The sequence below is a fragment of the Pandoraea nosoerga genome (assembly GCF_902459585.1).
Classification (GTDB): domain Bacteria; phylum Pseudomonadota; class Gammaproteobacteria; order Burkholderiales; family Burkholderiaceae; genus Pandoraea; species Pandoraea nosoerga.
The window spans coordinates 1-26,954 of the sequence record NZ_CABPSC010000004.1 but is presented as its reverse complement, the minus strand read 5'-3'; the positions used below and the strand labels follow the sequence as shown (position 1 = coordinate 26,954).

Below are 26,954 nucleotides of genomic sequence, written 5' to 3'. Positions count from 1 at the left end.
CGCTTACTCCTCGGCGCTTTGCCAGAGCAACGGATTGCCGTTGGCCCGGGCATACCCCGCTTCCCCCATCAGCACGTCGAGGGCGAGGCTCGCGAGATCGTCGGCAACGGGCTCGACGAACGGGTCCTTGTCCTGGTAGAAGATCTTGCGATAGCTATGGCAGTCGTCGCACGATTCGGCGCGAATCGGCGAGGACGCCACGCGCCTGGCCGCCTCATCGAGTCCATGGCGCTTAGTGCGCCCCTCGGCGGGCGCTTCGCCTTCGTCCGCCGGCGCTGATTGCGCCGATTGCCCGGATGACGCCGGTTGCCCGGATTCCACATCAAGCGCCTTAGCGACCTTAGCGGCCTTGGCGTCGAGCGCCGCGGTGTCGCCGGCCGCGTCGACGACGTGATAGGCGACATGCTCGCTCGCTTCGCAATGCGAGCACTTCACGCGCACCATGTGCCACTCGGTCGAGCACAGACCGCACGCGAGATAGCGATAGCCCTCGTGTGGGCCGCCAATGCGCACCACGCTGGCCACCGGCAGCGTGCCGCACACCGGGCACACGTTGGGGACGTCGAGCATCGGCACTTCGCCCGCGTCGAAACGGCTCGCCACGCCCGTCCACAGCACTTGCAGCGCCGCCATCAGGAATGGCGCGCTGGCCGGGTCCACGCCCTTGCCGTGGCCGGCGAGCAGCGACTGCGCCGACGCGTCGAGCGCCGCGGGATCCGCGTTGCGAATCCTGTCGAGCACGCCGCGCACGCCGGCCGGAACGCCCGACTGGGCCACCACGGCGTCGAGCAACGGCACGAGCAGCGGCTGCCAGCGGCCGGCTTCGTAGCCGCCTGTCGCCGGCACGAGCGGCATGCAATGTTGCTGTGCCCGGGCAATGGCTTCGGGCGAGGGGCGCGGCGCATCCAGCGTATCGACCAACCGCTGCTGGGCGTCGGCCACTGCGGCCATGAGGCGCAGATAGTCGCCGAGCGGATGGCCGTCGGCGAGCTGGCGCAAACGCCCCGCCCGCGCCGAGAAGACCTCGGCGCGTTGCGGCATGCGCAGACGGGGAATGGCAGTGCGATCGAGGGACTCGATCTGTCCGGGTTGGAGAATGCGTTGCAAGGTGGCCGGCCTCGTCAGAGTGTCCGGCCGCCGGGGCCGGACTTATTTGTTGAGCTGCTTGTACCAGGCGCGGTGGTGTTTCCACGCCCAGCCGCGGGTGACGGTTCCGCGCGTCATGGCGCGCACGGAGCCCTTGATCCAGATCGCCGCGTAGATGTGCGTAATGATGCCGCAAATCAATACGAATGCACACACCGCGTGCACATCCGAGGCGAGACGGATTACCCAGATCGGGAAGTAGAACGCGAAGTACGCGCGCCAGATCACGATGCCCGAGAGCAGCAGCCCGATCATGCACAACACCATCACGTAGAAAAGCAGCTTCTGTCCGGCGTTGTAGCGCCCGACTTCCGGCAGATTTTCCTCACGGTTGCCGAGCACGTCGCCGATCTTCTTCATCCATTCGGTGTCGCGCGGCTCGAACTTGTTGTAGCGGGCGAGCCGCAACGCAAGCCAGATGAACGCGACGAACATCACCAGGCCGATGAACGGATGCAGAATGCGCGTCCACGGCCCGCCGCCGAAGAGATTGGTAAGCCAGAACATCGACGGGTGGAACAGCGCCAGACCAGAGAGCGCGAGCAGAATGAACGTGCCCGCGACGATCCAGTGGTTGATGCGCTCGGCCGCGTTGTAGCGCTCGATCAGATCGCCGTCGACACGCTTGCGATCGCTGTGTTCCTGCGACATGGTCAGACCTCCTCGTACGTGACAACGCCTTTCTGGCCGTCGGGGCCGCCCTTGCGGGAGGCGTCGTAGCGGCGGGCTTGCTCTTCGTCTTCCTCGGTCGTCTCGTTCGGACCGGACTTGATGTAATGGAAGAAGCCGGCCAGCGCGGTGAGCGCCATCGCGGCCACGCCAAGCGGTTTGGCAATGCCCTTCCAGAACGTCACCATCGGGCTGATGCGCGGATTGTCCGGCAGGCCGTGATACAGCGACGGCTTGTCGGCATGGTGCAGTACGTACATCACGTGCGTGCCGCCCACGCCGGCCGGGTCGTACAGCCCCGCGTTATCGAAGCCGCGCGACTTCAGGTCCTCGATGCGCTCGGCCGCCTGATCCTTCATGGCGTCCTTCGTGCCGAACATGATCGCGCCGGTCGGACACGTCTTCACGCAGGCCGGCTCCAACCCGACGGACACGCGGTCCGAACACAGCGTGCACTTGTACGCCTTGTGATCCTTCTGCGAAATGCGCGGAATGTTGAACGGGCACCCGGTGATGCAGTACCCGCAGCCGATGCAGGCTTCCTCGTGGAAGTCGACGATGCCGTTCGCATACTGCACGATGGCCCCCGGCGACGGGCACGCCTTCAGGCAGCCCGGGTCCTCGCAATGCATGCAGCCGTCCTTGCGGATGAGCCACTCGAGGTCGCCCTTCGGGTTCTCGTACTCGGTAAAGCGCATGAGCGTCCACGAGTCCGCCGTGAGATCGGCCGGGTTGTCGTACACGCCGACGGTCGTACCGACCTCGTCGCGCAGATCGTTCCATTCCATGCACGCCGTCTGGCACGCCTTGCAGCCGATGCACTTCGACGTATCGATGAGCTTGGCGACGTCGCCCGTATGCGCTTCACGCACGGAGGGCGACGGCAGCGTGGTAGCCGAGCGCCGTTTGATATCCAGTGATTGCAATGCCATGGCGCCCCCTTATGCCTTCTCGACCTTCACCAGGAATGACTTGAACTCGGGCGTCTGCGAGTTGCCGTCGCCCACGATGGGCGTGAGCGTGTTCGCGAGGAATCCGGGTTTGGTCAGCCCCTTGAAGCCCCAGTGGATCGGAATGCCCACGTGGTGAATCGTCTTGCCGTCCACCTTGAGCGCACGAATGCGCTTGGTCACGACCGCCTTGGCCTTGATGAAGCCGCGGTTGGACGAGACCTTGACCGTGTCGCCCGCCACAATGCCGATCTCCTTCGCGAGCGCTTCGCCGATCTCGACGAACTGCTCGGGCTGGATGATCGAGTTGAGCAACGCGTGCTTGGTCCAGTAGTGGAAATGCTCGGTCAGACGGTAGGTCGTGGCCACGTAAGGGAACTTGTCTACCGTGCCCATCGCGGCCAGGTCGTCCGGAAACACGCGGGCGCCCGGGTTGCTCGTGGCCTTGGGCTGCTTCGGATGCAGCGGGTTGTAGCCCAGCGGCGTCTCGAACGGCTCGTAATGCTCCGGGAACGGGCCTTCGGCCATGGCGCCCTTCGCGAAGAAGCGCGCCACGCCCTCGGGGTTCATGATGAACGGGTTCATGCCGCCGGCCGGATCTTCGTCGAGCTTGAAGTCGGGCACGTCGGCGCCGGTCCAGGTCTTGCCGTTCCACCAGACCAGCTTGCGGTTCGGGTTGAACGGCTTGCCCGCGGGGTCGGACGAGGCGCGGTTGTACAGAATGCGCCGGTTCGCCGGCCACGCCCACGCCCAGTTCAGCGTCTGGCCGATGCCGGTCGGGTCGCTGTTGTCGCGGCGCGCCATCTGGTTGCCCGCCTGCGTCCATGCGCCCGCGAAGATCCAGCAGCCCGACGACGTGCTGCCATCGTCCTTGAGTTCCGCAAAACCCGCCAACTGCTCGCCGGCCTTGCGCGTGACCTTGGTCGGGTCCTTCGGATCGACGAGGTCCTTGAGCGCGCGGCCGTTGTATTCCTTGGCGATTTCTTCCGGCGTCGGGCTCTCCGGGCGCGCATAGGGCCACGACAGATTGACGATCGGATCGGGGAACTTGCCGCCCTGCGTCTTGTACATCTCGCGCAGACGCAGGAACAACCCGGTCATGATCTCGATGTCCGTGCGAGCCTCGCCCGGCGGCTCGGCGCCCTTCCAGTGCCATTGCAGCCAGCGGCCCGAGTTGACCAGGGCGCCGTCTTCCTCGGCGAAGCAGGTCGTCGGCAGGCGGAACACTTCCGTCTGGATCTTGCTGGAATCCACATTGTTGTGCTCGCCGAAGTTGCGCCAGAACTCCGACGTCTCCGTGGCCAGCGGGTCCATGATCACGAGGAACTTGAGCTTGGCGAGCGCCTGGTCCCACTTGAACTTGGCCGGCGCCGCCGCGATCGGGTTGAAGCCCTGGGCGATATAGCCGGTCATCTTGCCCTGATTCATCAGCTCGAGCACCTGCAGCAGGTCATACGGCTTGTCGAGCTTGGGCAGATAGTCGTAGGCCCAGTGGTTCTCGGCGGTGGCCGCATCTCCCCACCACGCCTTCATCAGGCTCACGTAGAACTTCGGATAGTTCTGCCAGTAGCTGAGCTGGTTCGGACGCAGCGGCTTTTGCGTGCGCGCCGCGAGGTACTGCTCGACGGTCTGCTCGGCCTGCTTGGGCAAGGTCATGTAGCCCGGCAGCAGATCGGTCATCAGCCCCAGGTCGGTCAGGCCCTGGATGTTCGAGTGACCGCGCAGCGCGTTCATGCCGCCGCCGGCCACGCCGATGTTGCCCAGCAGCAGTTGCACCATCGCGCCGGTACGGATCATCTGCGAGCCGATCGAGTGCTGCGTCCAGCCGAGCGCATACATGATCGTCATGTTGCGCGTGGGCGAGGCGCACTCGGCAATCTGCTTGTAGATGTACTCGACCTTGTCGGCCGGCGTGCCGCACACGCGCTCGACCATCTCGATCGTGTAGCGCGAATAGTGCTGCTTCATCAGCTGGTACACCGTGCGCGGATGCTGCAGCGTCGGATCGGTCAGGACATAACCGTCCGGGCCCTTCTGGTAGTCCCAGGAGCTCTTGTCGTAGGTGCGCTTCTCGGCGTTGTAGCCCGAGTAGATGCCGTCCTCGAACGTGAACTCGTCCTTCACCAGGAACGTGAAGTCCGTGTAGTTCTTGACGTATTCGTGCTGAATCTTGTCGTTCGTGAGCAGGTAGTTGATCAACCCGCCGAGGAAGACGATATCCGTGCCGGTGCGGATCGGGGCGTAATAGTCCGCGACCGATGCCGAACGGTTGAAGCGCGGGTCGACGACGATCAGGCGCGCCTTGTTGTGCGCCTTCGCCTCGGTCACCCACTTGAAACCGCACGGGTGCGCCTCGGCTGCGTTGCCGCCCATGATGAGCACCAGATCCGCGTTCTTGATGTCGACCCAATGGTTCGTCATCGCACCACGGCCAAACGTCGGGGCAAGACCTGCCACCGTCGGGCCGTGTCAGACACGCGCCTGGTTGTCGAATCCCAGCATCCCGGTACTGCGGATGACCTTGTGCGTGATGTAACCGACTTCGTTGCTCGATGCCGAGGCGGCCAGCATGCCCGTGGTGAGCCAGCGGTTGACCGTCAGGCCGTCGTCCGTCTTCTCGACGAAGTTCGCGTCGCGGTCTTCCTTCATCAGCTTGGCGATGCGATCGAGCGCGTCGTCCCACGAAATGCGCTCCCACTTGTCCGAGCCCGGCTTGCGGTACTCCGGATACATGAGGCGGTTCGGGCTGTGGATGAAGTCGATCAGGCTCGCGCCCTTGGGGCAAAGGGTGCCGCGGTTGACCGGGTGGTCCGGATCGCCCTCGATGTGAAAGACGCTCTTCTTGGCGTTCTTGGCGCCGTCGCCGTAGCTATACATCAGAATGCCGCACGCCACGGAGCAATACGGGCAGGTGTTGCGCGTCTCGGTCGCTCGCGCGAGCTTGAACTGGCGCACCTCCGCCAGTGCCGCCTCGGGCGCGAACCCGAGCATTGCCAGGCTCGACCCGGCAAGCGTGGCTCCGCTCACCTTGAGGAACTGGCGCCTCGACATGTTTAGCATGGGGGATTTCTCCTCAATTCTTTTGAAACTTTGCGGGAGTCTGTTGAGTATAGAGCAAAGACGGCGGATTTTTCGTGACTTAGCACAAACCATGCCGAAAGTTCCGTTGCGTCGCAACATATAGGAACTAAGCTGATGATTTGGTATTCTGAGCGTCACTTGGTCAGCGCCTCCCTGGTAATGGACACATTGCCCCCAGAAGACGACGTGGCGAACCTGATTGCCTGCCCGAACTGCGACACGCTGCATCGTCGCCGCGAGCTGCCGCCGCATGAAACCGCCCGATGCGTGCGCTGCCACTCGGTGCTCTACCGCCCACCGGACCTGCGTCTGTCGCGCGTGCTTGCGCTCACCGTGACCTGCCTGATCGTGTTTGCCATCGCGAACGCTTTCCCCATCGTGGAAATCGAGGTGCAGGGCATCTACACCGAGACCACGCTCGTGGGCGCGGCGTGGGCGCTGTATCGCGAAGGCATGTGGCTCGTCGCGCTGCTGGTCTTCGCCACCACCGTACTGTTTCCCCTGTCCCAACTGCTCGCGCTCGTTCACCTGATCGGCCCGCTCTCCCTTGGCCGTCGCCCCTATGGTGTTTTCGCGGTCATGCGCGCCATCGAGCTCTGCCGCCCTTGGGGCATGATCGAAGTGTTCATGCTCGGCGTGCTTGTTTCGCTGGTCAAGCTATCGGCCATGGCAAGCGTGCTGCCCGGCGTCGCCCTGTGGGCGTTCGGTGCGCTCACCGTCCTGCTTGCCATGGTCCTCTCCTACGATCTGCGCAACCTGTGGCTCGTGATCGACCGCACGCCGGCGCCGGGCGTGTCGCCTGCCTCCCGAACGGCCTCCCGATGAAATACCTCTCCGCCAAGGACGCCGGCCTCGTCGCCTGCACGGTGTGCGGGCGGCTCGCGCGCGCAGTGCGCACGGTGGAGAAGGCGCGCTGCCCGCGGTGCGGCACGGTCCTGCATCAGCGCAAGGTCGACAGCCTCGCGCGCACCTGGGCCTTGCTCATCGCCGCGGCGATCCTGTACATTCCCGCCAACGTATTGCCCATGATGCAGACCCGTTCCCTGCTCGGCAATTCCAGCGACACGATCATGAGCGGCGTGATCTACTTCTGGACCAGCGGCGAATATGATCTTGCCATCGTGGTCTTCACGGCGAGCATTCTCGTCCCGATGCTCAAGCTCATCGCGCTGTCGCTGCTGTGCGTCACCGCACAGCGTGGCGTGCGCTGGAAGCCGCATCAGCGCACCCGGCTGTATCACATGGTCGAGTTCATCGGCCGCTGGTCGATGCTCGACGTCTTCGTTGTCGCGCTGATGGTAGCGCTCGTGAACATTCAGTCGCTGGCCGTGATTCAGGCCGGCCCCGGCATCGTGGCGTTCGGCTCGGTGGTCGTGCTCACGATGCTTGCCTCGATGCAGTTCGACCCTCGGCTGATCTGGGATCAGATCCGCGACGACGACACCGAACAGGACGACCATGACTGATCCGAACGACAAGCAAGAGCCCAAGGCCACGCCCCCGCTCAGCCCCGACGAGCTGCCCACGCCCGCCATCGAGCCCCGCAAGCGCTGGGCGCCCTCGCTGGTCTGGCTGATCCCGCTGGTGGCCGCCGTCATCGGGCTGTCGCTCGTGGCCAAGGCGCTCATCGAGCGCGGGCCGAGCATCGTCATCGACTTCAAGACCGCCGAAGGGCTCGAGGCCGGCAAGACGAAGGTCAAGTACAAGGAAGTCGACATCGGCACGGTCAAGAGCATCGAGCTCTCCGACGACCTCTCGCACGTTCGGGTGAGCGTCGATCTCACGAAGAACGCCAAGAAGTTCGCGGTGAAGGGCTCGCGCTGGTGGGTGGTGCGCCCGCGCGTGGCCGGCGGCAGCGTGTCGGGCCTGTCGACGCTGCTCTCGGGCGCGTACATCGGCGCCGACGCCGGCAAGTCGACGGAATCGTCCAACCATTTCCAGGGACTCGAAGTGCCGCCGGTGGTCTCCAGCGGTCAGCCGGGCAAGCCGTTCGTGCTGCATGCGACCGACATCGGCTCGCTCGACATCGGCTCGCCCGTCTACTACCGGCGCATTCAGGTCGGTCAGGTCGAAGCGTTCTCGCTCGATCCCGACGGCAAGGGCGTGACGCTGCGGGTGTTCGTGCAAGCGCCGTATGACCAGTACGTGGGCAGCAACACCCGTTTCTGGCATGCGAGCGGCATCGATTTACGGCTCGACTCGAGCGGTTTCCAGGTCAATACGCAGTCGCTCGCCTCGGTGGTGATCGGCGGCATCGCCTTCCAGGCGCCCAACGACGCCGGCGCCGGCGTAATGGCCAAGGCCGGACAGGAGTTCCGCCTCGCGCCGGACGAAGCCTCCGCGATGAAGTCGCCGGACACGCACCCGGTGACCGTCGTGTTCCGCTTCCAGCAATCGCTGCGCGGCCTGGTCGTGGGCGCACCGGTGGATTTCCGGGGCATCACGCTCGGCGAGGTGACGTCGATCGGCGTGGAGTTCGACCGGGCGACCAAGCAGATCAACATGCCGGTCACGGTGCAGCTCTATCCGGACCGCCTGCGCCGGCGCGACCCGAAGAGCGACGTTCCGTCCAACAGGGCCGTGAGTCGTCAGATTCTGGATGCGCTCGTCGCCAACGGGCTGCGCGGCCAGTTGCGCACCGGCAACCTGCTGACCGGACAGTTGTACGTTGCGCTCGACTTCTTCCCGAACGCCAAGCCTGCGAAGGCCGAGGAAGTCGACAGCGTGGTGTACCTGCCGACCGTGCCCAATACGCTCGACCAGTTGCAGTTGCAGATCGCCGACATCGCGACCAAGCTCGACAAGATTCCGTTCGACAGCATCGGGCAGAACCTCGACGCGTCGCTGCGCAAGCTCGACAAGACGCTCGAGAGCGCGCAGGGCCTGTTCCGTCAGCTCGACGCGGAAATTGCGCCGGAAGCGAAGGCCACGCTGGGCGAGGCGAAAAAGAGCTTCGGCGCCGCCGAGCGCACGCTCTCCGAAGACGCGCCGGTGCAGCAGGACGTCCGCCAGGCGATGCAGGAGCTGACCAGGACCCTGCGCTCGCTCAACACGCTCGCCGAATACCTGCAGATGCATCCCGAGGCGCTATTGCGCGGCAAACCGAAGGATCCGCAACCATGACGAGACCGACTGCCATGACTCGCCGTTCGCGCCCCGGCGCCCTGCACACCGCGCTTGCGGCACTCGCTGCGGCCGCACTGGCCGGCTGCGCCTCGCCGCCGTCGCGCTTCTACACGCTGAGCGACACGCTGGCTTCCTCTTCCGCCTCGTCCGCGTCATCGCCGCAAGCCCCCATGGCCGCGGCTACCGCAGCGACCACGGCGTCCCCAGCGATCCCAGCCGGCGCCCCCGCCGCCCCGTATGCGCTGGAGGTCTCGCCCGTCAGCGTGCCGGAGCAGGTCGATCGGCCTCAGATCGTGGTCACACGCGGCGGCGGGCGTGTCGACATTCTGGAGGAATCGCGCTGGGCCGCGCCGCTCAAGACGGAGCTGACGTCGGCCATCTCGCGGGATCTGACGCAGCGTCTCGGCGCCATGGATGTGTACGGCCTGCCGCGCGCGGATGGCCTCGCGGTGTATCGCGTCGCGACGTCGGTGCAGCGCTTCGAATCCGTGCCGGGCGAGCAGGCCGCGCTCACGGCCGTCTGGTCGGTGCGCCGCGTGCCGGGCGACTTGGTGCTCACCTGCCGCTTCAACGCGACGGAGCCGGCCGCGGGCGACATCGACGGCGTCGTGGCCGCACAACGCCGGCTCGTCGAGCGCCTGGCGCGGGGCATCGGCGACGCCATCGCCGTCAGCGCCCAGGGTGCGGCAACGCCACGCTGCCAGAACTGAATCGCGGCAGCCGGCGTGCCCGATGCGGCGCCGCGACGCACGGCGGCGCCCTCAAGAACCGCCGGCCCTGCCCCCCGACAGGACCGGCCCGTTCCCGGCGGGTCGCAGGCCATCTTCGCCGGAAGACCCGCCCCCCCGCGCTCCTCACGCTCACATCGATAACGCAAGCCGCCCACGGGCTCGGGGCATGCGTCGACCGTCCCTTGCGAGTGTGTGGAGCCATGACAACGATAGCGTCTCGAAGGCCCCCGCGCATTGGACTAAAGTCCCATGCACGGCGGTTTTTTCTGTGGGAGACTCGGGGCCATCACGCATTCGCCCGACTGCCCGGCATTCGGCCCGCATTCGGCCCGCTCACGCCCTCACTCCGCTGCCTCGTGACGCCACACGTCCCTGACGCTCCCGGTCCCGCCGAGACACCTGACAGGCGGGACACGCCCGCCGCGCCGTCGTCTTCTTCATCCTCGCCTTCGTCCCCACCGCGCGCGGCGACGCCGCGGCAAGACCGCCGGGCGGCTGCCAGCGCGACGCACGCACGCGACATTTATGTGGCGCGGCTCGCCGCCCTGCGCGCCAACCTGCCGGTCTCCCTGGCAGGCTCCTTCCTCACTGTCTGGCTCATCGTCGCGGTACTGCGGGAGGTGTTCCCCCTTCGCGACCTGCTCGTCTGGGGTGGCGCTCAGGCCCTGCTCACGCTTTGCCGAACGGCGTCGCTCCTCACGTATCCGGGCCCCGCCCGGCAACGCGCCAGGCCGGCGGCATCGGAGCGAGAACGCTTGCGCGACACCGATATCGAAGCCCTGCGCCGTTGGGACCGGCGAACGCGCGTCGGCGCGTTCGCCGCCGGCCTGCTCTGGGGCATCCCGTATGCGTTCTGGCTCTGGCACGCCCCGGCGGCGCAGCAGATGTTCATGATCGTTGGCCTGCTCACGCTGGGCACCGGCGCGATCTACGCGTATTGCATCCATCCGCCGGTGCTGTGGGCGTTCGAAGTCCCGTACTACGCACCGAGCTTCATCGCGCTCGCCTCGCTCGGCGGCACCATCCCGACCACGCTCGCCGCGGCCGGTGTCGTGTACCTGGCGGTGACGCTCGCGTTCGCCCACCGCATGTACCGCACGCAGATCGATTCGCTGGCCATGCGGTTCGAGAACGACGAGCTGATGGCGAGACTCGCCGTGGAGCGCGACACGGCCGAGCGCAGCAACGTGGCGAAATCGCGCTTTCTCGCCGCCGCCAGCCACGACCTGCGTCAGCCCGTGCATGCGCTGAGCCTGTATGTCGGCGTACTGCGCGAGCAACAGCTCAACGCACGCAGCCGTCAACTCGTCGAGCACATCGGCCGTGCCACCGCGGCAATGGGGCAGTTGTTCGACGGGCTGCTCAACATCTCCCGTCTGGACGCCGGCGTGATCCAGCCCAAGCCTCGCGCACTGCGCCTGGCGCCGCTCATCGATCAGTTGCAGCTCGAATACGCACCGCAGGCGGCCGCCAAGGGCCTGATTCTGCGAGTTCACGGCATGCGCGCTTCGCCCGAGCGCAGCGACGCGATCACGGTGTACTCCGATCCGGTGCTGCTCGAGCGCATCCTGCGCAACCTGATCGACAACGCCATCCGGCACACCGACCGGGGCGGCATATTGATTGGCTGGCGCCGCCGTGGGCGCTCGGTGCGCATCGAAGTGTGGGACACCGGCGTGGGCATCGCGGACGGTGATCTCGACAAGATCTTCCTGGAATTCCATCAGGTCGGAAATCCGGAACGCGACCGCTCGAAGGGGCTCGGCCTCGGGCTTGCCATCGTGCGTCGCACGGCCGACCTGCTCGGCCATTCGCTCACGCTGCGCTCCGCGCCCGGACGCGGCAGCGTGTTCGCATTGACGGTCCCCATCGCCGAGGAGGCGACGGCGCGCGTTTCGGCGGCGCCTGCCCATACCGCATCGCCTTGCGTATGTTCCGGCGGCGCCAATGCCGCCTCGGCGTCGCTCGTTTGCGTGATCGAAGACGACGCCGAGAACCTCAACGGCCTTCGTCTATTGCTCGACGCGTGGGGCTATCGCACCGTGGGAGGCGGCAGCGGCGACGAGATCGTGCTCGCGGCCGTGGCGGCCGGGGTCAAGCCGGCGCTGATTCTGAGCGACTTTCGGCTGCGCGAGCACGAGACGGGCATCGACGCCATCGACCGCCTCCACGAGGAATTCGCCGACGACTCGATCCCGGCCGTGCTGATCAGCGGGGACACCGATCCGCAGCGCATCGTCGAAGCGTCTGCACGCGCATGGCCGTTGCTGCACAAGCCTGTCGACGCGCTGCTGCTAAGACGCACGATCGAGCGGGCACTGGCCGGGCCGGCCGGCGGCACGAGCGACGCGGCCGGTATCGATTGAGGGCGGCCCACCGTTGCATGGCAGCCGATTGCGCGTCAGGCCGGCTTGCCGAGCAGTCCGCCGCGCCGCGCGAGCGCGGCTGCCTGCGTGCGGTTGAGCGCACCAAGCGCGGCGAGCACGGCCGACACGTGAGCCTTGACGGTTTTCTCCGTCATGCCGAGTCGGGCGGCGATTTCGCTATTGCGCAGGCCCTCGCAGACGAGCATGAGCACCTCGCGCTGACGCGGCGTGAGCGCGGCGAGACGTTGCGAGAGGGAAATGTCGCTGCCCGGAAGACCGGACGAGTCACCGATTCGCGCCGCGCCGATCCCGCCGCCGGCGTCGGTGTCGCCGTCGCCGTCGCCATAGCGCCCGCCGCGCAGCACCGTCTGCAAGGCATGGAGCAGCGTGCGGCTGTCCGCCGACTTGTGAACGAAGCCATGTGCGCCGGCGGCGAGCGCCGACCGAACGTCCGCCGGGTCCTCCGACGCGGAAATCACGAGCAGCCGCAGATCCGGGCGCACGGCGCGCAGCCGGCCAAGCAGCGCCGCCCCCGCCAGATCGGGCAAATAGAAATCCGCCATCACCGCCCGCACGTCGGGACGCCCGGCTAACGCCGCGATCGCCGCCTCGCCGCCGGCGAACGCCTCGAACTCCAGCTCCGGCGCGGCCGCGCGCAAGGCGAGCAGCAAGCCCTCTCGGAACATCGCATGGTCGTCGATGAGGAAAACGGTCGGCACAGGCAGCGGCACGCGCGTAAGGAACGCGCGATGCGGTGGTGAATCGGTGCGGGCGATTATGTCGTATTGCTGATCGAAAGTCGCGTACTAAAAATTCCTCGACCGACCTTCCCACCAGACGAAAATCGCCCCCCGGGCCGCTGCACACGCACGCTTTGCGCGCCTACCGCGTCTCGCGCGAACGCGAAAGGGCAGGAAAATCCCGATGCCGCCTCGCGACATTACGAATTGCGCAATCGATTACGGGATGTTTAAGATGTTCGGGCCCCGGGGGAGTGCCGGCCGCGCGGATGCCGCTGCCGGGCCACTTCCAGTCGCTTCCGGTCGCCATAATTCGAAACACAGGAGACAACTCATGCCCAGCTTCAGCGCACACCTGCGCCGCACGATTGCCGTCGCCGCTTCGGCCTTTGCCCTGGCCACGCTCGGCCCCGCCCTGCCCGCCGCCCATGCCGCGCCAGGAGCGGCCATCTCCGACGGCGTGGTGAAGATCGGCGTGCTGACCGACCTGTCCGGCGTCTCCAGCGACAATGCCGGCAAAGGCAGCGTGCTCGCCGCCAACATGGCCATCGACGATTTTTCGCGCGAGCGCAAGGTGCTGGGCGCATCCATCGAGCTGGTTTCCGCCGACTCGCAGGGCAAGACCGACACGGGTGCCACCATCGCGCGCGAGTGGTACGACCGCGGCAAGGTCGACATGATCACGGACCTCACGTTCTCGAACGTGGCGCTCGCCGTCGATCGCATCGCCGACGAAAAGAAGAAGATCGCGCTCGTGACCGGCGCCGGCTCGTCGGCCATCAGCAACGAGCAGTGCACGGCGCACAGCGTGCAATGGATGTACGACACCTACGCGCTGGCGAACTCGACCTCGCAGGCGCTGCTGCGCCGCGGCCTGAAGTCGTGGTACTTCATCACCGCCGACTATGCGTTCGGTCAGGCGCTGGAGAAGGACGCGAGCGAAATCCTCACGCGTCAGGGCGGCAAGGTGCTGGGCTCGGTCAAGCATCCGGTGAACTCGCCCGACCTGTCGTCCTATCTGCTGCGGGCACAAACCTCCGGCGCACAGGTCATCGCACTGGCGAACTCGGGCACCGACACCCTCAACACGGTCAAGCAGGCCTCGCAGTTCAACATCATCCAGGGCGGCAAGCAGGTCTTCACGCCGCTGCTCTCGCTCATCACCGAAGTGCACGGCATGGGTCTGAAAAACGCCCAGGGCATGGTGCTGACCAACGGCTTCTACTGGGACCAGGACGATCGTTCGCGCGCCTTCGCGCAGCGCTTTTACGCGCAGCACAAGAAAATGCCGACGATGATGCAGGCCGCCGTGTACTCGGCGGTGCTCAACTACCTGAAGGCGATCCAGGCGGCCGGCACCGACGAGGCCGACGCCGTGATGGCCAAGCTCAAGTCGATGAAGATCGACGATCCGGTCATTCGCAACGGCCAGATCCGCGCCGACGGCAAGCTCGTGCACGACATGCTGCTCGTGCAGGTCAAGACGCCGGCCGAGTCGAAGTCGGAGTGGGATCTGTACAAGATCCTCGAGACGATTCCGGCCGACAAGGCGTTCGCCCCGCTGGCCGAGTCGAAGTGCGCGCTGGTGAAGAAGTAAATCTGGCGCTCACGGCTTGAGGTCGGTGGCGGAGGCGCCCGACGCCCCGCCACTGCGCCGCGCCGCCGCCGCATCCTCCACGCGCCGGAACACCAGCGCCGAAGCCAGCGTGATCAGCCCGACGCACACGAACGTCAACCGGAAACCGGCGACGGCGCCGCTCGCGCCCGCCTCGCCGGCCCGCCCCGCCAGATGACCGAACAGGGCAAGCAATTGCCCGCCGATCGTCACCCCGAGCCCCAGCGCCAGCATCTGCGCCATCGAGAAAAGACCATTGCCGGCGCTCGCGCGGCGCGCGCCGAGATCCTTCAGGGTGACACTGTTCATCGCCGCGAACTGCATCGAGTTCGCGCCGCCGAAGACAGCCAGTTGCACGAGCCCCAGCCACACCGGCCAGCCGGGGCCGAACAGCGCGAAGCTCGCGATCGAGGCGCCGACCACCACCGTATTCACGATCAGGAAACGCGTGTAGCCGTAGCGCTGCACGAGCGGCGTGACCATGCGCTTGACCACCACGCCGGACAGCGCCACGGGAAGCATCATCAGCCCCGAGGCGAGGGGGCTGTAGCCCATGGCCACCTGCAGCAGCAGCGGCAACAGGAACGGCACGGCGCTGCTGCCGATGCGCGCGACCAGATTACCCAGCAGGCCGAGGCTGAAGCTGCGCGTCTCGAAGAGTTCCAGCGGAAACAGCGGCGCCGCGCAGCGGCGCGCATAAGGCCAGTAGCCGAGCGTCGTCGCCACGCACAGCAGTGCCAGCCCGACAGACACGTCCCACCCCGTGTCGGAGAACGGATGGTCGAGCGCGAGCGTGAACGACACCATCGCGGCCGAGAGCAGGGCGAAGCCAGGCCAGTCGAAACCGGTGTGGGTGAGTTCGTCCTTGGCCGGGCGCGGCAGATAGCGCCGCACGGCGAGACTGCCGACGACGCCGATCGGCACGTTGATGAGGAAGATCCAGTGCCACGACGCGACCTGCACGAGCCAGCCGCCGAGCACCGGGCCGATCATCGGGCCGACCTGTCCGGCAATCGACACGAAGGCGAGCGCCGCCAGATAGCGCTCGGCGGGAAACGTGCGCAGCACCGCGAGGCGGCCGACGGGCAGGAGCATGGAGCCGCCCGCGCCCTGCAGCACGCGCGCGAGCACCAGCTGCGCCAGCGTATGCGCCATCGCACAGCAGATCGAGCCGAGCACGAAGAGCAGGATCGCGACGAAATACACGCGCTGCGTGCCGAACCGGTCGGCAAGCCACCCCGAAGCCGGCGTGAGCATGGCCATGGTCAGCGAATACGCGACGACGACAGGCTGCATGCGCAACGGGTTCTCGCCGAGGCTCGCGGCCATGGCCGGCAGTGCCGTGTTGACGATGGTGGTGTCGAGCGCCTGCATGAAAAAACCCGCCGCAACGATCCATAGCAGAGCGGTGAGTGTCGTGTCTTGCTTCATGCGGCGCGAGGATGAGGCGGCGGGACGTCGTCGCCTCCGAGAAGAATTAAGCGAAAGCAGGATTCTAGCGCGCTTCGCCGGAGTCGGCGCAGGTCGATGCAGGCGGTCCGGCCGGTAAAACGCGGCTCAGGCCGTGGTGTCGACGCGCGCGCCCTTCGTTTTGGTCGGATCCATCAGCGCCTGAATCTGGGCCTGTATCGTCATGGCCTGGGCAGAGAGCACGGTGGTCTGCTGCAGCTTCTCGTCCGGCGGCATGGTGTCGTTGCTGCGCACCGCTTCGAGCTGCGCCATGACCTTGGCGAGCATCTGCTTGAGCTTCTCGATCGTCTGGCTGACGATCGGGCTGAGCCCGCCGCTGTCCGAGGTCCCGCCTGCCCCGCCAGCGCCGCCCTCTGCTCCGGCAATCGATTGCCCGACGCGCCTGGCGGTTTCGTTTGCCTCGCGCAGACTGTTGACGCGATCGGTATCGACGACGGCCGCGCCATTGCCGACATTGCTGCCATCGGCGGACGCAGCGCCGGCCGCGCCCGCGTTGCCGGCGGCCGCGCTCGAGGCGCTCGAGGCGCTCGAGGCGCTCGAGGCACTCGAAGCGCTCGAAGCTGTCTGAGCGGCCGAAGCGCCGGGAGCCTCCCCGGCCGCCGTGGCGTGTCGCGCGCCGGCGGCGGACGATGGCGCCCGCTCGGCCTGCTGTTGTTGGATGTGGGCCTGCCAGACGTCGAGCAGACGCGACGTGGCACTCCCCCTGATCGGGATGATGGTCGTCATGGACAGGGGCGCCGGGGGCATGCCCCGGCACGTAAGGGGCTGAAAGATGCAAGGAACTGAAAGATACTACGGCATCCTTCACGTTTTCTTTAGCAGCCCTGCGAGATTGACTCCGTGGGCGCCCGCCTCGGCGCGAAGCCCGGCCCGCCGGTACGCCGGTACACCGGTACGCCGATAAGCCGATAAGCCGACGTCGGTACGTCGATACGCCGATAAGTCGCCACGCCGCCACGCCGGGCGTTGAAGGCGCCTTCCCGGGCCGATCGCTCCGGCCTCAGGCCCGGATCGCCCGGTAGCTCACGTGCTCCAGGCTCGGGTCGTCGACGGCGTCGTCGGCCTCACCGTCGGCGCGATCGTCGTTGGCGAGGGCGTCGAGCCGGATGGCCGCGTGCACGAGCGCGATGTGCGAGAACGCCTGGGGAAAATTGCCGACCTGACGCGAGTGATGCGTGTCGTACTCCTCGGCGAGCAGGCCCACGTCGTTGCGCAGCGCCAGCAGGCGCTCGAACAGCGCCCGGGCGTCGCGCTGGCGACCAATCATGACCAGGCAGTCGACCATCCAGAAGCTGCACGCGAGAAACGCGCCCTCGCCCGCCGGCAGCCCGTCGTCCACACGACTCGTGCGATAGCGCTGCACGAGACCGTCATGCATGAGCTCGCGCTCGACGGCCTCCACGGTGCCGATCACGCGCGGATCCTCGGGCGGCAGGAAGCCGACGAGCGGAATCATGAGCGCGCTCGCATCCATCTCCGACGAACCGTAAGCCTGCATGAACGCATTGCGCTCAGGGTCGTAGCCATGCGCACAGACGTCCGCGTGGATCTCCTTGCACAGCTGCCGCCAGTGCGCGAGCGGCCCCGGCAGGCCGAAACGCTCGGCCGTCTTGATCGCGCGGTCGAACGCGACCCACGCCATCACTTTCGAATACGTGAAGTGCTGACGCCCGCCGCGCACTTCCCATATGCCCTCGTCGGGCTGACGCCAGACGGTCTCGAGGTGCGCCACGAGCTTCGTCTGCACTTCCCATGTGGCGTCATCGGGCGGCAGACCGCCCAGGCGCGCCTGATGCAGCGCGTCCATGACTTCGCCGTAGACGTCGAGCTGCAACTGCCCGACCGCACCGTTGCCCACGCGCACCGGCCGGGCTCCCTCGTATCCGGGCAACCAGCCGACTTCCCACTCGGGCAGACGCCGCTCGCCGGCCAGACCGTACATGATCTGCACCTGCGACGGCGCACCCGCCACCGCGCGCACCAGCCATTGCGTCCAGTCGCTCGCCTCGGTGTAGTAGCCGCCGAGCATGAGCGCCTGCAAGGTGAGCGTGGCATCGCGCAGCCAGCAATATCGATAATCCCAGTTGCGCTCGCCGCCGAGCTGTTCCGGCAGCGAGGTGGTGGGTGCTGCGACCACGCCGCCCGTCGGCACGAACGTGAGCGCCTTGAGCACGATGAGCGAGCGCCGGATGGCCTCGGCCCAGCGGCCGTTGAGCTGGCAGCGGCTCGCCCAGGTGCGCCAGTAGCGCTCGGTGTCGGTCAGCGCGGCGTGAGGGTCGATCTCGCGCGGGTCCGCATGATGCGACGGCACGCGCGAGAGCACGAACGGCACGGTGTCGCCGGCGCCCACCTCGAAGCGCGCGCGCAGGCTGCCCGGCACGTCCTGGATGGGCACAGGCGTGCGCACCACGACCTTGTCCGGGCCGGCGATGAGGCGCATGCCGGGGCCGGTGGCGTCGTCCTCGGCAAGGGCGCGCGCCCACGGCACCGACGCCCCGTAGTCGAAGCGCAGAATCAGCTCCATCGACATCGTGACCTTGCCGTGGATGCCCTTGACGAGCCGCACCAGCTCGGCCGCACCGTCGCGCAGCGGCATGAAGTCGATCACCGCGACACAGCCTTCCACGGTTTCGAAACGCGTCTCCAGAATGAGGGTGTCGTCGTGGTAGCGCCGGCTGACGGTGGCGTTCGGATCGTCGGGCGCGATTTTCCAGCGGCCGTGCTCCGGGCCGCCGAGCAAGGCGGCGAAGCAGGCGGGGGAGTCGAAATACGGCCAGCAGAGCCAGTCGATGGAGCCGTCGCGCGCGACCAGCGCGGCGCTGCGGCAGTCGCCGATCATTGCGTAATCTTCAATTCGTGCCGGCATGCTCACCTCGCGAAACGGAGAGGAACGACGCGTCGCGCCCGCCGGCACGACACGCGATCGCGTGAAGCCCTATGGTACGCGCGTCGTCCGCACGCGGCCATGGGGCCGGCGCTGAAGTGAGACATCTGCCGCGGCATCTGCGAATGGTCATGCTTTCCCTCCTTGCGACGTGATGACCGGGGCGGCGTCGCCGATGGCCGGCCGCGCCCGCTCAAACAGCGACCGGCCACCGCCAAGGAAGTTCGCGCGAGTTTTATCGTTGGGCGGCAACTCGCGGTGAAACCGCGTTATCGCCGCCGCCCGTACATCAAACGTTCGCCGGCGCCTCCTCCAGCACGTGTACCGCTCCTTGATCGATCAGTTCGCGAATGTGGCGCGCATCGAAACCGTACTCTCGCAGCACCTCGCTGGTGTGCTCGCCCAAGCGGGGCGCGGGGCCGCCGATGCATTTCGGCGTCTCGGAGAAACGGATCGGCAGGCCGATGCTGCGCGTGGGCCCATCGAGCGGATGATCGGTTTGCACGACCATCTCGCGCGCGACGATCTGCGGGTGCGAAACCGCCTCGGAGATCGACAGCACCGGGCCGACCGGCAAGCCCACGGCGTCGAGGCGCTCGACCCAGTTCTGCGTGGTGTCGCGCACGAGGTAGGCCGTGAGCCGCTCGACGAGCTCGGCGCGGTGCGCGGTGCGTCCGGCATTGGTGGCGAAGCGCTCGTCGCCGGCAATCTCCGGGGCGCCGAGCACCTGCAGCAGCCGTTCGTAGTTCGCCTGATTGGCCGCGCCGATGTTGATCCAGCCGTCCTTCGTGCGAAACGCCTGATAGGGCGTGCTGGTGGGATTCGCGGAACCGAGCTTCGGCGGATTCTCCCCGCTGGCGAAGAAATTGGCCGCCGCCCAGTACATCTGCTGGAAGCCGGCCTCGAGCAGCGACGTGTCGACGATCTGCCCCTGCCCCGTGCGCAGACGATGCGCATACGCGGCCGAAATGCCGAGCGCGGCCAGAATGCCCGCGTTGATGTCGGCGATCGGCGAGCCGGCCTTGATCGGGGCCTGGCCCGGCTCGCCGGTCACGCTCATCAGGCCCGAGAGGCCCTGCGCGATCAGATCGAAACCGCCCTTGTCGGCATAGGGCCCGGTGCGGCCGTAGCCGGAGATCGCGCAATAGATAAGCCCGGGGTTGGTCTCGCGCAGCGTCTCGTAGCCGAGCCCGAGCTTCTCCATCGTGCCCTTGCGATAGTTTTCGGTGACGACGTCCGCACTCGCGAGCATCTTGCGCAGCACCGCCTTGCCGCCCTCGGTCTTCAGGTTCAGCGCAATGCCGCGCTTGTTGCGATTGAGCATCATGAACGACGCCGACTCGCCGTGCGCGAGGATCGGCGCAAAGCGACGCGCGTCGTCGCCTTCCATCTTCTCGACCTTGATGACGTCCGCGCCCATGTCCGCGAGCATCATGCCGCACACCGGTCCCGACATGATGTGCGAGAGCTCGATCACCTTCACGCCCTGGAGCGGGCCGCTCGCGCGCGTAGCCTTGCCGTGGCTCGTGCTCATGTCAGCGCCCCTCGAATACCGGCGTCGTCTTCGCGAGGAAGGCGCGATAGCCGGTCTGAAAGTCGGCCGTGCCGAAGCACGCGAAGCCTTCGTCGATCTGCTCGGCGGTGAGCGGCCGGCCGCTTGCCAGCTCGCGCACGAAGCGCTTGTGCCAGCGCGCGACGAGCGGCGCGCCGGCGGCGATGCGCTGAGCGCTTTGCATCGCCTCGCGCGTCACGTCGGCGTCGGCCACCACGCGCGTGACGAGTCCGATGCGCAGCGCCTCCTGCGCGTCGAAGATCCGTCCTTCGAGCAGGATCTCCAGCGCTCGCGACGGCCCCAGCAGGCGCACCAGCCCGGACAGTTCGGCATGCGCCATCACGAGGCCGAGCTTGTTGATGGGCGCGCCGAAGCGGCTCGACTCGCCGCACACGCGCACGTCGCACGCTGAGGCGATCTCCATGCCGCCGCCCACGCAGATGCCGTGAATCATCGCGACGAGCGGTACCGGGCAGTTCGCGAGCGCGTCGAGCGTGCGATGCATGAGCGCGCCGTAGGCGCGCGCCTGCGCGACATTGGCACGATCGGTCTCGAACTCGGCGATGTCGTTGCCCGGGGCAAACGACTTTTCACCGGCGCCGCGCAGCACGATGCAGCGCACCTCGGGCGTCTCGGACAACGCCAGGATCGTGTCGCCCAGCGCCTGCCACATCGGCTTGGTGAGCGCGTTGAGCTTCTCGGGACGGTTGAGCGTGACCAGCGCAATCGCGCCGTCTCGCTCGGTCAGAACGGTCGATGTCACATTGCCTCCTTCAAACGCCAGCGCACCCGATGTGGGCCGGACTCGATTTTTTGGTATACCAATTTTTCGTAAACGATAGTTTTCCGAGCCCCTCGGGCGCAAGCAGAATTCGTATAAATTCGTAAAAATCAGGGTTAACGTTGAATCCGCCGCCGCTATCGATTGACGTTTTCGACAATCATCGCCAAAATTGGCATCCCAATTGCGAACATTCTTTCCTCATGACCACGCCGGCCTCGCTGAACGCCTCCGCCTACGAAGCTCTCAAGGCGCGCATCGTGCGCGGCGATCTGCGGCCTGGTGCGCCGCTGTCCGAGCGCGCGCTGTGCGACGAGCTGTCGGTCTCGCGCACGCCGTTGCGCGAGGCGCTCAAACGGCTGGCCAACGAAGGGCTGGTGGAGATCTCGCAGACGCGACGCGCGCGCGTGGCGCGCGTGAGTGTGGACGAGGTGGTGAACCTGCTGGCCGTGATGGCCGTGCTCGAGGGGCTGTCGGGCGAGCAGGCCTGCGAAAAGGCGTCAGACGCCGATCTGGACGAGTTGGCGAAGCTGCAGGCGGAAATGGAAGCCGCGTACTCGCGCACCGATCACGCCGCGTATTTCGCGCTGAACCAACAGATTCACCTGTGCATTCTGCGCATGGCCGACAACGGCCCGCTCGCGGAGTATTTCCACAATCTCAATGCCCGCCTGCGCTACGTTCGCGAACGACTGACGCCCACGCCCGAGCGTTGGCGGCAAGCGGTCGACGAACATGCCGAAATGCTTGCGCTACTGCGCCGGCGCGATGGCAAACGCCTGCGCACGTTGATGGAAGCGCACCTGCGCAGCAAGACCGACGCCTATGTGGCGGCCATGCTCAACGAGGGGCTGGTGAGCACGCATCGTGCGGCGTGATGCACAAGGCCGGAAGATGGCCGGAAGATGGCCGGCCGATGGCAGGAGCGTGCGCGGCACCGTGCAGGGCGGCCGGCGCTGAAGCCTCGTCATGTACGGTCATGTACCGTCATGCAGCCGCGCGCACGTTGGCCAGCACCGTGGCGCACTTGGCCATCAGGTGCCCGCGCAGCAAACGCGAGAGCGCACCGCCATCACGCTGACGCAGCGCACGCAGCATGGCAACGTGCTCTTCGATCGCCTGCTCCCATTTGCCGGCGTGCAAGTTGGAGCGAAAGCGCAGCGCCTGAAGTCGCCGATTGACGGACTGGTACATCTGCGTGAGCGCGGGGTTGCGCGCCGCGGCGTTGATGCGATCGTGAATGCGTTGATTGCAGTCGAAATAGCCGGACAGGTCCCCATTGGCATGGCAGGCGTCCATGGCCGAATGCAGCGCCTGGATCTCGTCGATTTCCGCCTGCGTGATGCGCTCGCACGCGAGTTCGCCGGCGAGCGCCTCCAGACCGCTGAGCAGCTCGAACGCATCGGCGATATCGCGCGCCGACAGCGTGACAACGCGCGCGCCGCGGTTCGGCAGCAGTTCGATCAACTGCTCCACCGCGAGCATTTTGAGCGCTTCGCGAAGCGGCGTGCGAGAGACGCCGAGCTGTTCGCACAGCGCCCGTTCGTTCAGATGCTCGCCCGGCGGCAGGATACCTTCGGCGATCATCCTGCGCAGGCGGTCCATGACCGCGTGATGCAGCGCCTGACGGCTGATGGGTTGCGCCGCGCCGCCATCCGGCGGCGGATGCATGGCGTGTTCTCTTACGGCGTTCAGGGTCACGGAGTGCATAGGCTCGGCAAGGGTGTTCGCTCGAAGAAGGGAAACATCGACTGCAGGCACCGCACTTTCATGGGCATCCATCGATCCGCGTCGCGCCCGACCGTCGCCATGCCGCACGAAATATTACGAAATATTACGTATTCCGATTCTCGCAGATCAATGTCCTTTTGACTACGTTCGGTGTGGTTTTCACTGAGTAGACGGCACGTTCGCTGCAGTGCGCAACGAAGATCGGATTTTGTATACGATGTGGCTGCATCGCGGCCGCCCGAGGCCGCCGCCACGCCGATGTTCCTTCCCCGTTTTCCGGAGACACCCCTTATGTCCGAGACCCAAGCCGCCATCGAATCGCTGGCGCAGTTGCTGGCCGATACCCGCCGCGGCGACACGCCGATCGACGCCCCCGCACAGGCACTGCTTCCCGTGGACGCCGATGCCGCCTACGCCGTGCAACTGCGCACGCTCGATCTGCTCGGCGAGACAATCGCGGCGTGGAAAGTGGGCGCGAAGCACCCGACGGATCTGCCGAACTGCGCGCCGATCCCGGCCTCGGCGGTGAGCAACGCCGGCGGTGCGCTCGCCCTGCGCGCGTTTTTCCGCCCGGGCCTCGAACTGGAAATCGCCTTTCGCCTGTCGCGCGACATCAAGCCGGGCCGCTACGACGAGCGCGAAGCATTCATGTTCGTTGGCGAGACCCTCGTCACCATCGAGATTACCGACAGCCGGTTCGCGTCGACCGATCTCGACAAGCGCTTCGCCCTGGCCGATCTGCAGAACAACGGCGCGCTGGTGCTCGGCAGTGGTCGCGACTACGATGCGTCGCTCGATTACCTCACGCCGAAGGTCGCGTTCTCGCTCGACGGCCACGACATCACGCCGGCGCGCACCGGCAACCCGGCGGGTGATCCGCGCGCGCTGCTCACATGGCTCGTCAATCACAACGGCAAGCGCGGCATCACGATGCGAGCCGGCGCCATCGTCACGTGCGGTTCCTACGTCGGCATGATTCCGGCCACGGCAAGGGGTGTGCTGCGCGGCGCCATCGACGGCATTGGCGAGGCGTCGGTCACGCTCACGTGAGGCGCCCGGACGCCCCGAGCAGGCATCCTCTTCCCGTCGCCCGCCCGCTCGGGCGATTGCCCGCGCCTTCGCCTTGCCGCGTCGCGGCACTCAGCGCTGCGGCGTGCGCCCGTCCGCGCCCGCGAGCATCCTCGGCGCGAGCAGCGCGATGGGCACGATGCACAGCAGTCCTGCACCGAGCGCCACGGGCAGACTGATGCCGTGCGCGATGGCGCCGATCACCACAGGGCCGACGAGCAATCCGAGATACGCCAGGCGCGCCATGACCGCGATGGCTTCGGCGCTGGCCATGCCCGCGCCGCGCGCCACTTCGCCCGATGCGGCAAACATCACCGGCATGACGTTCGACAGGCCAAGCCCGGCGAGCGCGAAGCCCGCGACGGCGGCCGCCGGGGCGCGCCACAGCAGCGCGAGCAGCACCCCGCCCACGCACAGCAGGCTGCTCAGGCGCAACAGACGCGCGCCGCCCATGCGCGCACGCACGGGATCGCCGCCGAAGCGTCCGCCGGCCATGCCGAGCGAGAACGCGGCGTAGCCCGCGCCGATCCACGCGCCTTGCGCGGCCACCACCTCGCGCATGTACACAGCCGTCCAGTCGTACATCGCCCCTTCGACCACGAGCCCGAGGAATGCGAGAACGCCGAAGCCCGTCAGGCGGCGATGCAGCCTGCGCCGCCCGGCTTCGTCCAATGCCCGCGCAGACGCTTTGCTCGCCGGGGTTTGCGGCGCACTGACCGTCGGCTCATCGGCGCCGGCGCCCGCCGTCACCGGCGCTTCGCCCGGCAGCATGTCCGGCTGCATGAAACGCGCCCCGATGACGATGACCATCGCGCAACCAAGCGCGGCCAGACCGACGTGCCACTGCGGCGAACCGTGATGCGCGAGCCACGCGCCGCCCACCAGCGCCCCGGCCATGCCGCCAAGGCTGAAGCAACCGTGCAGCGAGGCCATGATCGGCCGGCGATAGCGCGCCTCGAGCGTGGCGGCCTGTGCATTGACGGCCACGTCGTAGGTGGCGTTTGCGGCGCCGTACAGCGCCAGCCAGCCCACCAGCGCCCAGTAGTTCGGCATCGAGAGAATGAACGCGCTCGTGACTGCCAGCGCGATGCCCGATTGCAGGCTCGCACGCTGGCTGCCGGAGCGGCCCACCCAGCGCGCCATGCGCGACATCGTGACGATGGCGCCGCCCGCGATGGCGAACATGGCCACCGAAAGATTGGCATCGTTCAGATCGAACATTGCCTTGACCGTCGGCACGTGCACGCCCCAGGTCGCATACAGAAAGCCGCTGCAGAACAGCAAGGCCATGGTCGCCGCGCGCGCGGGCCAAAAGCCGCTGCGAGGCTTCACAGGTTGAGAAGTCATGGATTTCGAAACAGATGAGGACGATGGCGCAGCGCAGGCGTGCGCGTCGTCGTTGGGGGAGACCATCGACGGATTGCCGGCGCGGGGCGCCATCCGCGAATAGACAGATTCTAGCGCAGCCGGCGTGTCATTGCAGGCAACGACCGGCGCAATGCGGGCCCGGCGCGCGTCAACGCGGCATTGAAAAAAGCCGGCCGCCAGTCAGGGGTAACCGGCGCGGCACCGCCTGGCCACCGCAGCCCCCCCGGGGCGAGAGTGGCAAGAGAATCGGAAGAGAGTCGGAGGAGAGTCGGAGGAGAGTCGAAAGGGAGCGATCCCGACGGCGTCGTGCCGGCATCAGGCGCGCCAAAGTTATCCACCGTTTTTGTTCACAACGCTGTGGACAACGAATTGAGCAATTTCGCCAAGCGACTGATCGATATGGCGTTTTTGGCGAAAGGCGTCAGTCGCGCGCCGCCGCGGGCAGTCGCCGCGCAACGCTCGCCGATTTATCCACAGATTTTGTGTTCAAGTCTGTGGATAAGCCTTTGAAGATGCTGCCAAGCCCTTGATTCGAATGCGGATTCAGCTAACGGAAACCGTTGTGGCAGCCATCAGGCGTTCGGCGTCGAGCGCGAAGCCCTTGTTGCGCTCGCGCACCACGCGGTGAATCAGCTCCCAGACAGTATGCGCAACGGGCGAGAGCGAACGGTTCTTGCGGCGCACGAGCACGATGGTGCGCTCGAACGCGGGCAGCAGCGGCCGCACGGCGAGCGTGGAATTTTCCGGCAGCGGCAAGGCAAGCGGCGGGAGCACGCTCACGCCCAGTCCTTCCTGCACCATGCGGAAGATCGTGCTCACGTGGCCCAGCTCCTGCGTGATGTTGCCCTGCACTCGCTGCGTGGTAAGCGCACGATCGATCAACGGGCGGCTGCCCGAACTCTGGTTGAGCAGCACGAGGTTCTCGCCGGACAGCTCGGACCAATGCACCGCGCCCTGCGAGGCCAGCGGGTGGTCGCTGCGACACACGAGGCAGAAGGGCTCGCTCATGAGTGTCTCGGTCGTGAGGTCGTCGGCCCCCTGCGGGGCGACCACGATGCCGAAGTCCACGTCGCCCGCGCGAACGCTGTCGAGCACCGCCCGCTGCATCTGGTCCACGAGCGCGAGCGCAATGTCCGGATAAGTGGCATGCGAGGCGAGCAGCACGCGCGGCATGAGCGTGGCCGAGATGGTCGGCGCCGCGCCGATGCGCACGCGCCCGGTCGTGCGCGCTTCGGCCCCATGCGTCTGGAGCAGCGCGATCTCGAGCTCGTCGAGCACGCGATCGAGGTTGCCCGCGAGCGTGACGCCGGCATCCGTGAGCGCGACTTCGCGCGTGGTGCGATCGACCAGACGCAGCCCCAGCTGGCCTTCCAGTTCGTTGATGCAGCGGCTGATGGCCGGTTGTGTCAGGCCGATTTCGGCGCCCGCGCGGCTGAAGTTCTTGCTGCGCGCCACGACCATGAAGACCTTGAGTTGTCTCAGCGATACGTTCATGTGCTTAGTGCCCTGCAGAAGTGAGCGAACGAGCCGCCGGAACCGCTCGGCTGGCCCTGGTGCGCCGCTCCCGGCGGCGCACCGCGTGACACACCGGTCAGGCCGCGGCCTTGACCATCTCCTCGACGACCTTCTTCGCGTCGCCGAAGACCATCATCGTCTTGTCGAGATAGAAGAGTTCG

The 26,954-nt window shown here is 66.8% G+C and carries 22 protein-coding genes; 8 read left to right on the top strand and 14 right to left on the bottom strand.

Going from position 1 to position 26,954, the window contains the following annotated elements; all coding sequences use genetic code 11:
- Positions 1–3 precede the first annotated feature (3 nt).
- Genes fdhE through fdnG form a run of 4 tightly spaced genes read right to left on the bottom strand, consistent with a single transcriptional unit; the run spans position 4 to position 5,825 of the window.
- Positions 4–1,098 (bottom strand): formate dehydrogenase accessory protein FdhE, encoded by a 1,095-nt coding sequence (gene fdhE / locus PNO31109_RS06880; protein ID WP_150555131.1) that lies wholly within the window; start codon positions 1,096–1,098, stop codon positions 4–6.
- A gap of 51 nt (positions 1,099–1,149) precedes the next feature.
- Positions 1,150–1,797 (bottom strand): formate dehydrogenase subunit gamma, encoded by a 648-nt coding sequence (locus tag PNO31109_RS06875; protein ID WP_150554881.1) that lies wholly within the window; start codon positions 1,795–1,797, stop codon positions 1,150–1,152.
- 2 nt (positions 1,798–1,799) lie between these two features.
- Positions 1,800–2,747 (bottom strand): formate dehydrogenase subunit beta, encoded by a 948-nt coding sequence (gene fdxH / locus PNO31109_RS06870; RefSeq protein ID WP_150554880.1) that lies wholly within the window; start codon positions 2,745–2,747, stop codon positions 1,800–1,802.
- Between the two features lie 9 nt (positions 2,748–2,756).
- Positions 2,757–5,825, bottom strand: a complete 3,069-nt coding sequence (gene fdnG, locus PNO31109_RS06865; RefSeq protein WP_150554879.1) for a formate dehydrogenase-N subunit alpha — start codon at positions 5,823–5,825, stop codon at positions 2,757–2,759.
- A gap of 207 nt (positions 5,826–6,032) precedes the next feature.
- On the opposite strand from fdnG, the gene PNO31109_RS06860 reads away from it, so the two are divergent.
- From PNO31109_RS06860 to PNO31109_RS06840, 5 genes are all read left to right on the top strand, one after another.
- Positions 6,033–6,671 carry a paraquat-inducible protein A gene (locus tag PNO31109_RS06860; protein WP_244958138.1) on the top strand — a complete coding sequence of 213 codons (639 nt, stop codon included), beginning with the start codon at positions 6,033–6,035 and terminating at the stop codon, positions 6,669–6,671.
- The gene (locus PNO31109_RS06855; RefSeq protein ID WP_150554878.1) at positions 6,668–7,312 is read left to right on the top strand and encodes a paraquat-inducible protein A; all 645 of its coding nucleotides are present in this window, start codon (positions 6,668–6,670) and stop codon (positions 7,310–7,312) included. The genes PNO31109_RS06860 and PNO31109_RS06855 overlap by 4 nt, the downstream gene beginning before the upstream one ends.
- Positions 7,305–8,969 carry a PqiB family protein gene (locus PNO31109_RS06850; RefSeq protein WP_150554877.1) on the top strand — a complete coding sequence of 555 codons (1,665 nt, stop codon included), beginning with the start codon at positions 7,305–7,307 and terminating at the stop codon, positions 8,967–8,969. Before PNO31109_RS06855 ends, PNO31109_RS06850 begins: the two co-directional genes overlap by 8 nt.
- Positions 8,970–8,983: 14 nt before the next feature.
- The gene (locus tag PNO31109_RS06845; RefSeq protein ID WP_150554876.1) at positions 8,984–9,682 is read left to right on the top strand and encodes a PqiC family protein; all 699 of its coding nucleotides are present in this window, start codon (positions 8,984–8,986) and stop codon (positions 9,680–9,682) included.
- Positions 9,683–10,230: 548 nt separating this feature from the next.
- Positions 10,231–12,069: an ATP-binding response regulator gene (locus tag PNO31109_RS06840; RefSeq protein ID WP_174966307.1), complete on the top strand. Its 1,839-nt coding sequence runs from the start codon at positions 10,231–10,233 to the stop codon at positions 12,067–12,069.
- Positions 12,070–12,104: 35 nt separating this feature from the next.
- On the opposite strand, the gene PNO31109_RS06835 is transcribed toward PNO31109_RS06840, so the two are convergent.
- A complete protein-coding gene (locus PNO31109_RS06835) occupies positions 12,105–12,788 on the bottom strand; it encodes a response regulator transcription factor (protein ID WP_150554874.1) in 684 nt (227 codons plus the stop codon).
- Between the two features lie 355 nt (positions 12,789–13,143).
- Between PNO31109_RS06835 and PNO31109_RS06830 the strand changes: the two genes are divergently transcribed.
- Positions 13,144–14,406 (top strand): ABC transporter substrate-binding protein, encoded by a 1,263-nt coding sequence (locus PNO31109_RS06830; protein ID WP_150554873.1) that lies wholly within the window; start codon positions 13,144–13,146, stop codon positions 14,404–14,406.
- Between the two features lie 9 nt (positions 14,407–14,415).
- On the opposite strand, the gene mdtD is transcribed toward PNO31109_RS06830, so the two are convergent.
- The 5 genes from mdtD to PNO31109_RS06805 all read right to left on the bottom strand — a co-directional run bounded on the left by mdtD (position 14,416) and on the right by PNO31109_RS06805 (position 21,093).
- Positions 14,416–15,915 (bottom strand): multidrug transporter subunit MdtD, encoded by a 1,500-nt coding sequence (gene mdtD / locus PNO31109_RS06825; protein ID WP_150554872.1) that lies wholly within the window; start codon positions 15,913–15,915, stop codon positions 14,416–14,418.
- A gap of 66 nt (positions 15,916–15,981) precedes the next feature.
- Positions 15,982–16,620: a FlxA-like family protein gene (locus PNO31109_RS06820; RefSeq protein WP_150554871.1), complete on the bottom strand. Its 639-nt coding sequence runs from the start codon at positions 16,618–16,620 to the stop codon at positions 15,982–15,984.
- Positions 16,621–16,894: 274 nt separating this feature from the next.
- Positions 16,895–18,760, bottom strand: a complete 1,866-nt coding sequence (locus PNO31109_RS06815) for a glycoside hydrolase family 15 protein (protein WP_150554870.1) — start codon at positions 18,758–18,760, stop codon at positions 16,895–16,897.
- Between the two features lie 307 nt (positions 18,761–19,067).
- Complete coding sequence (locus PNO31109_RS06810) at positions 19,068–20,312, bottom strand: CaiB/BaiF CoA transferase family protein (RefSeq protein WP_150554869.1); 1,245 nt, start codon at positions 20,310–20,312, stop codon at positions 19,068–19,070.
- Position 20,313: 1 nt separating this feature from the next.
- Entirely contained in the window at positions 20,314–21,093 is a 780-nt protein-coding gene (locus PNO31109_RS06805; RefSeq protein WP_150554868.1) for an enoyl-CoA hydratase-related protein, read from the bottom strand.
- 221 nt (positions 21,094–21,314) lie between these two features.
- Here PNO31109_RS06805 and PNO31109_RS06800 point away from each other — a divergent pair, with 221 nt between their 5' ends.
- On the top strand, positions 21,315–21,989 hold the full coding sequence (locus tag PNO31109_RS06800; RefSeq protein WP_150554867.1) for a GntR family transcriptional regulator: 675 nt from the start codon (positions 21,315–21,317) through the stop codon (positions 21,987–21,989).
- A gap of 109 nt (positions 21,990–22,098) precedes the next feature.
- Here the strand turns inward: PNO31109_RS06800 and PNO31109_RS06795 are convergent, their stop codons facing one another.
- Entirely contained in the window at positions 22,099–22,782 is a 684-nt protein-coding gene (locus PNO31109_RS06795; protein ID WP_241013805.1) for a GntR family transcriptional regulator, read from the bottom strand.
- Positions 22,783–23,133: 351 nt separating this feature from the next.
- On the opposite strand from PNO31109_RS06795, the gene PNO31109_RS06790 reads away from it, so the two are divergent.
- Positions 23,134–23,892, top strand: a complete 759-nt coding sequence (locus tag PNO31109_RS06790; protein ID WP_150554865.1) for a 2-keto-4-pentenoate hydratase — start codon at positions 23,134–23,136, stop codon at positions 23,890–23,892.
- A gap of 90 nt (positions 23,893–23,982) precedes the next feature.
- Here PNO31109_RS06790 and PNO31109_RS06785 read toward each other — a convergent pair whose 3' ends face one another.
- The 3 genes from PNO31109_RS06785 to PNO31109_RS06775 form a co-directional block, all read right to left on the bottom strand.
- Entirely contained in the window at positions 23,983–25,257 is a 1,275-nt protein-coding gene (locus tag PNO31109_RS06785; protein ID WP_150554864.1) for an MFS transporter, read from the bottom strand.
- Positions 25,258–25,821: 564 nt separating this feature from the next.
- On the bottom strand, positions 25,822–26,772 hold the full coding sequence (locus tag PNO31109_RS06780) for a LysR family transcriptional regulator (protein WP_150554863.1): 951 nt from the start codon (positions 26,770–26,772) through the stop codon (positions 25,822–25,824).
- Between the two features lie 97 nt (positions 26,773–26,869).
- A partial coding sequence (locus tag PNO31109_RS06775; protein ID WP_150555129.1) for an NAD(P)(+) transhydrogenase (Re/Si-specific) subunit beta occupies positions 26,870–26,954 on the bottom strand: 85 nt, incomplete at its 5' end.